4 protein-coding genes are annotated in these 4735 nt (G+C 70.2%); 2 read left to right on the plus strand and 2 right to left on the minus strand.

Annotated elements, in window-relative coordinates; all coding sequences use genetic code 11:
- Positions 1-195: 195 nt before the first annotated feature.
- Together leuD and leuC are read right to left on the minus strand one after the other, a co-directional pair.
- Positions 196-798: a 3-isopropylmalate dehydratase small subunit gene (gene leuD, locus ABZU76_RS51525; protein WP_354885853.1), complete on the minus strand. Its 603-nt coding sequence runs from the start codon at positions 796-798 to the stop codon at positions 196-198.
- Positions 799-823: 25 nt separating this feature from the next.
- Positions 824-2251 (minus strand): 3-isopropylmalate dehydratase large subunit, encoded by a 1428-nt coding sequence (gene leuC / locus ABZU76_RS51530; RefSeq protein WP_354885856.1) that lies wholly within the window; start codon positions 2249-2251, stop codon positions 824-826.
- Between the two features lie 143 nt (positions 2252-2394).
- On the opposite strand from leuC, the gene ABZU76_RS51535 reads away from it, so the two are divergent.
- Together ABZU76_RS51535 and ABZU76_RS51540 are read left to right on the plus strand one after the other, a co-directional pair.
- On the plus strand, positions 2395-3096 hold the full coding sequence (locus tag ABZU76_RS51535; RefSeq protein ID WP_220237623.1) for an IclR family transcriptional regulator: 702 nt from the start codon (positions 2395-2397) through the stop codon (positions 3094-3096).
- A 252-nt stretch (positions 3097-3348) separates the two neighbouring features.
- On the plus strand, positions 3349-3879 hold the full coding sequence (locus ABZU76_RS51540) for a hypothetical protein (protein WP_354885859.1): 531 nt from the start codon (positions 3349-3351) through the stop codon (positions 3877-3879).
- The last annotated feature ends 856 nt before the right edge of the window (positions 3880-4735 follow it).

Consider the following 4735-nt stretch of genomic DNA (forward strand, 5'->3'; position numbering starts at 1 on the left):
CTTAGCGAACACGGTATTACCAACGCAGCACAAATTCCAAACGGCACGCGGAATTTTCCCTTGCGCGGGGAGTGGTTCCGCCTCCCGAGGGACCCTTCCGGGGCCGGGGGAGGTGCCGTTTGGTGTGGGCGAAGCAGCCTGCCGTGGGGGCACGGATTCCCTTTCCGAGCAGGGAATCCGTGCCCCCGGACGGGGCTAGGAGGCCGTGATCGGGGTGGTCACGGGCTTCCAGGAGGGCCGGGTCGATTCGAACTCGGTGATCTCTTCGGCGTGGCGCAGGGTCAAGCCGATGTCGTCGAGCCCTTCGAGCAGGCGCCAGCGCACGTAGTCGTCGATCTGGAACGGGGCGGTGAAGTCCTTGGCCCGCACGGTCTTGGTCTCGAGGTCGACCGTGACCTCCGTGCCGGGCTCGTTCTCGAGCAGCTTCCACAGCAGTTCGACGTCCGACTGCTCGCACTGGGCGGCGACGAGGCCGCCCTTGCCGGAGTTGCCGCGGAAGATGTCGCCGAAGCGGGCGGCGACCACGGCGCGGAAGCCGTAGTCCATGAGCGCCCACACGGCGTGCTCGCGGGAGGAGCCGGTGCCGAAGTCGGGGCCGGCGACCAGGACGCTGCCGCGGTCGAAGGGCTCCTGGTTGAGGATGAAGTCGTCCTGGGTGCGCCAGGCGGCGAACAGGCCGTCCTCGAAGCCGGTGCGGGTCACGCGCTTGAGGTAGACGGCCGGGATGATCTGGTCAGTGTCCACGTTGGACCTGCGCAGCGGCACCCCGACACCGGTGTGCTGGGTGAACGGTTCCATGGTGGGAGCTCCTGTCTCGGGAAGGTCAGACGGTGGCCAGGTCGGCCGGGGACGAGAGCGTCCCCCGCACGGCCGTGGCGGCGGCCACGAGCGGCGACACCAGGTGCGTGCGCCCGCCCTTGCCCTGCCGGCCCTCGAAGTTGCGGTTGGAGGTCGACGCGCTGCGCTCGCCGGGGGCGAGCTGGTCCGGGTTCATGCCCAGGCACATCGAGCAGCCCGCCTGCCGCCACTCGGCGCCGGCATCGGTGAAGACCTTGTCCAAGCCCTCGTCGATGGCCGCCTGGCGTACGCGCATCGACCCGGGGACCACGAGCATCCGCACGGACTCGGCCACCTTGCGCCCGCGCAGCACCTCGGCGGCCGCGCGCAAATCCTCGATCCGGCCGTTGGTGCACGAACCGAGGAAGACCGTGTCCACCGCGATCTCACGCAGCGGCGTGCCCGGCGTCAGATCCATATAGGACAGGGCCTTCTCGGCCGAGACGCGCTCGTTTTCGTCGGGGATCGTGGCCGGGTCGGGCACCGAGGCGCCCAGCGGCAAGCCCTGGCCCGGGTTGGTTCCCCAGGTCACGAACGGGGTGAGCTCGTCGGCGTCGAGGTGCACCTCGGCGTCGAACTCGGCACCCTCGTCGGTGCGCAGGTCGCGCCACGCGGCCACGGCGGCGTCCCAGTCGGCGCCCTGCGGCGCGTGCGGACGGCCCTTCAGATACTCGAACGTCGTCTCGTCCGGCGCGATCAAGCCGGCGCGCGCGCCCGCCTCGATCGACATGTTGCACACCGTCATGCGCGCTTCCATCGACAGCGCCTCGATGGCCTTGCCGCGGTACTCGAGCACGTAGCCCTGCCCGCCGCCGGTGCCGATCTTGGCGATGACGGCGAGGATGATGTCCTTCGCCGTGACGCCCGGCTTCAGTTCGCCGTCGACGGTGATCGCCATCGTCTTGAACTTGCGCAGCGGCAGCGTCTGGGTGGCGAGCACGTGCTCGACCTCCGAAGTGCCGATGCCGAAGGCCATGGCGCCGAACGCACCGTGGGTGGAGGTGTGACTGTCGCCGCACACCACGGTCGTGCCGGGCTGCGTGAGCCCCAGCTGCGGGCCGATGACGTGCACGATGCCCTGCTCGACGTCACCCATCGGGTGCAGCCGGACACCGAACTCCTTGCAGTTGCGGCGAAGGGTGTCGACCTGCGTGCGCGACACCGGGTCCGCGATCGGGAGGTCGATGTCGACGGTGGGAACGTTGTGGTCCTCGGTCGCGATGGTGAGGTCGGGACGGCGCACGGGCCGCCCGGCCAGCCGGAGGCCGTCGAACGCCTGCGGGCTCGTGACTTCGTGCACCAGGTGGAGGTCGATGTAGAGCAGGTCCGGTTCGGCACCTTCGCCTCGGCGCACGAGGTGGCTGTCCCACACCTTCTCCGCCAGCGTGCGAGCCTTGCCGGTCGGGCTGGTCATCTCCGGCTCCTTCCAAGGGGTTGGCCGGGAGCAAGGAACTCGGGCGACGTCCTCAGGCGGGGCGAGCCACGTCACGTGCGCAGCTCGAGTTCGTTTTTCCCAGATTCTGGACTTCCCAAACTTCGGGAAGTTAGTATCGCGTCGTGGGACAGCATAGCGGTATCGGAGTACTGGACAAAGCCGTGGCGGTGCTGCAGGCCGTCGCCGAAGACCCCTGTGGGCTGGCGGAACTCTGCACACGCACGGGACTACCGAGGGCGACGGCGCACCGTCTCGCCGTCGGTCTCGAAGTGCATCGGTTGCTGCGCCGGGGACCGGACGGCCGCTGGCGCCCGGGCACGGCGCTCGCCGAGCTGGCGGGCGGCTCGACCGACCCGTTGCTCGACGCGGCGAGCTCGGTGCTGCCGAAGCTGCGCGACATCACGGGCGAAAGCGTGCAGCTGTACCGGAGGGACGGCGTGCAGCGCGTGTGCGTCTCGACGGCCGAGCCGCCGAGTGGCCTGCGCGACACCGTGCCGATCGGCTCGCGCCTGCCGATGACGGCCGGCTCGGGTGCGAAGGTCCTCGCCGCGTGGTCGGATCCGCACACGCAGCGCACCATCCTCGCCGAAGCCGTGTACGGCGAACGCACTTTGCTGGAAGTGCGCCGCCGCGGCTGGGCGCAGAGCGTCGCCGAACGCGAACCCGGCGTGGCGAGCGTCTCAGCGCCTGTGCGGGATTCGTCGGGCACGGTCGTCGCGGCGGTGTCGGTTTCCGGGCCCATCGAACGCATCGGCCGCAAACCGGGCGCGCGCTGGGCCGCCGATCTGCTCGCCGCGGCCGACGCTCTCCAGGAACGGCTTTGACACTCCACTCCCGCTGACTCCCACCACTCTCCACCTCAGGCCGCCTCTCCTCCGGGGAGGCGGCCCTCTTTTTTCGGTGGGCGCCGAACGGCCGTTCACCAAACGGCTGTTCGGCGCCCGAACCTGTGCCGATCATCTGAGCCGGCTGAGAATCCGCCCGCCGCCTTCACGAGCGCACGACACCCGTCGATGGAACCTGGCCCCACTTCGCGGCCCGACCGGCCGCGACCCTCCCAGGTGGACGGAGCCCCCATGACCGAACTCACCGACCTGATCCTCGCCGCCCGACGCGCCGGCGGCGCCCCGGACCCGGCGGCCGCGCTGGTGCGGCTGCAGCGGGAGGTCGCCGCGTCCGCCGCCGAGGTCCTCGGCTGGCTGCCCGGCGCCGGCATCGACGAGCACGTGCTCCACGCCGAGCCGACGCTGACGTTGCTGCGGGTCGAGATCGGGCCCCGGACGGAGTACCCGCCGCACGACCACCTCATCCCGGCGTGCATCGCCGTGCTCGAGGGCCGGGAGACCAACACCTTCTACCGCGCGGACGGCTCGGGCCTCACGGGCGCGGGGGAGACCGACACGGCGGCGGGGTCGGTGCTGCCGATGGACGAGCGCGTGATCCATTCGGTGGCCAACCGGACCGCCGACCGGTCCGTGGCGCTGCACGTGTACTTGGGGGACCTCTTCCAGCTGTCGCGGACGATCTGGGACCCCGCCACCGGCGCGCCTGGGCCCTACAGCGATGAGCGGTACTTCGCGCTCGCCCGGACCACGGCGCCCGCCTGAAAGTCCTGAGTAGACATATCATCTCGCCCCCGACCTGCTGATCCATGACGGCGCCCCGGCCGGCGCGGCTAGCCCGCGGTTCTGGCCGGAGCGCTTTTTTCTGTGCTCGCGGACCCTGTCCGGGGTCTCGTGGTCCGTGCCGAGGGGCCGTTCCCTCGCTGAGTGAGCCGGGTGCTTCAGGTCACTCGCGGCATCTGGTGTGGGCCTGATATCTGTCCCTGGCACGGCTTCGGGCGGCCGAACCGTCGTTCACCGCGGTGCCACCCGCTCGGCCGAGCGCCGCCTGCCCTTGCGTCACACGGAACGCCGGTCCGGGGCCTTCGCCGGTCACACGCTTGGCCGAGTCTTCACGCGACCGGACCCGTGCCGGAGGACCGGGGTGCGCACCCGTTGCCGCTCTTGGGGGTTCTGCTTTGTCGGGTTTCGTGGCCGGCTCCGGTCCGCCGGTCGACTCCTTTGCCGCCCAACGGGCGTCGCCGCCGCCGGGCCGCCGAACCCCCGCCGCGGCAGGGGTTCCGACCCTCCCCGGGGACGCCCTGCCCGCCCCGCCGGGGCGCCGCGCACCGGATTTCCGACGATCGTCGGACCGTCGTTCGTCAGTCCGCAAAGGACACTCCCGGGCCCGGGGCAAGATCGCCTTCCGCCACTGGAGAAGCACGGGGCCGCGGTGGTGGCTGGGCCAAAACCGCTGGTAGAGCCCCACTCTGCGCGAACAATCGAACACAAGAGCGAATAAGGTGATGGTTATTGCGACCGTTCCAGAGCCCTTCGAAAGGGCGGACCGCAGACACGCCAACGGAAAAACCAAGGGTCCCGTTTGGACTTCTTCGCCTTATGGGTAATACTATTGAAGAGT

The organism is Amycolatopsis sp. NPDC005232, from assembly GCF_040607795.1.
Taxonomy (GTDB): Bacteria; Actinomycetota; Actinomycetes; order Mycobacteriales; family Pseudonocardiaceae; genus Amycolatopsis.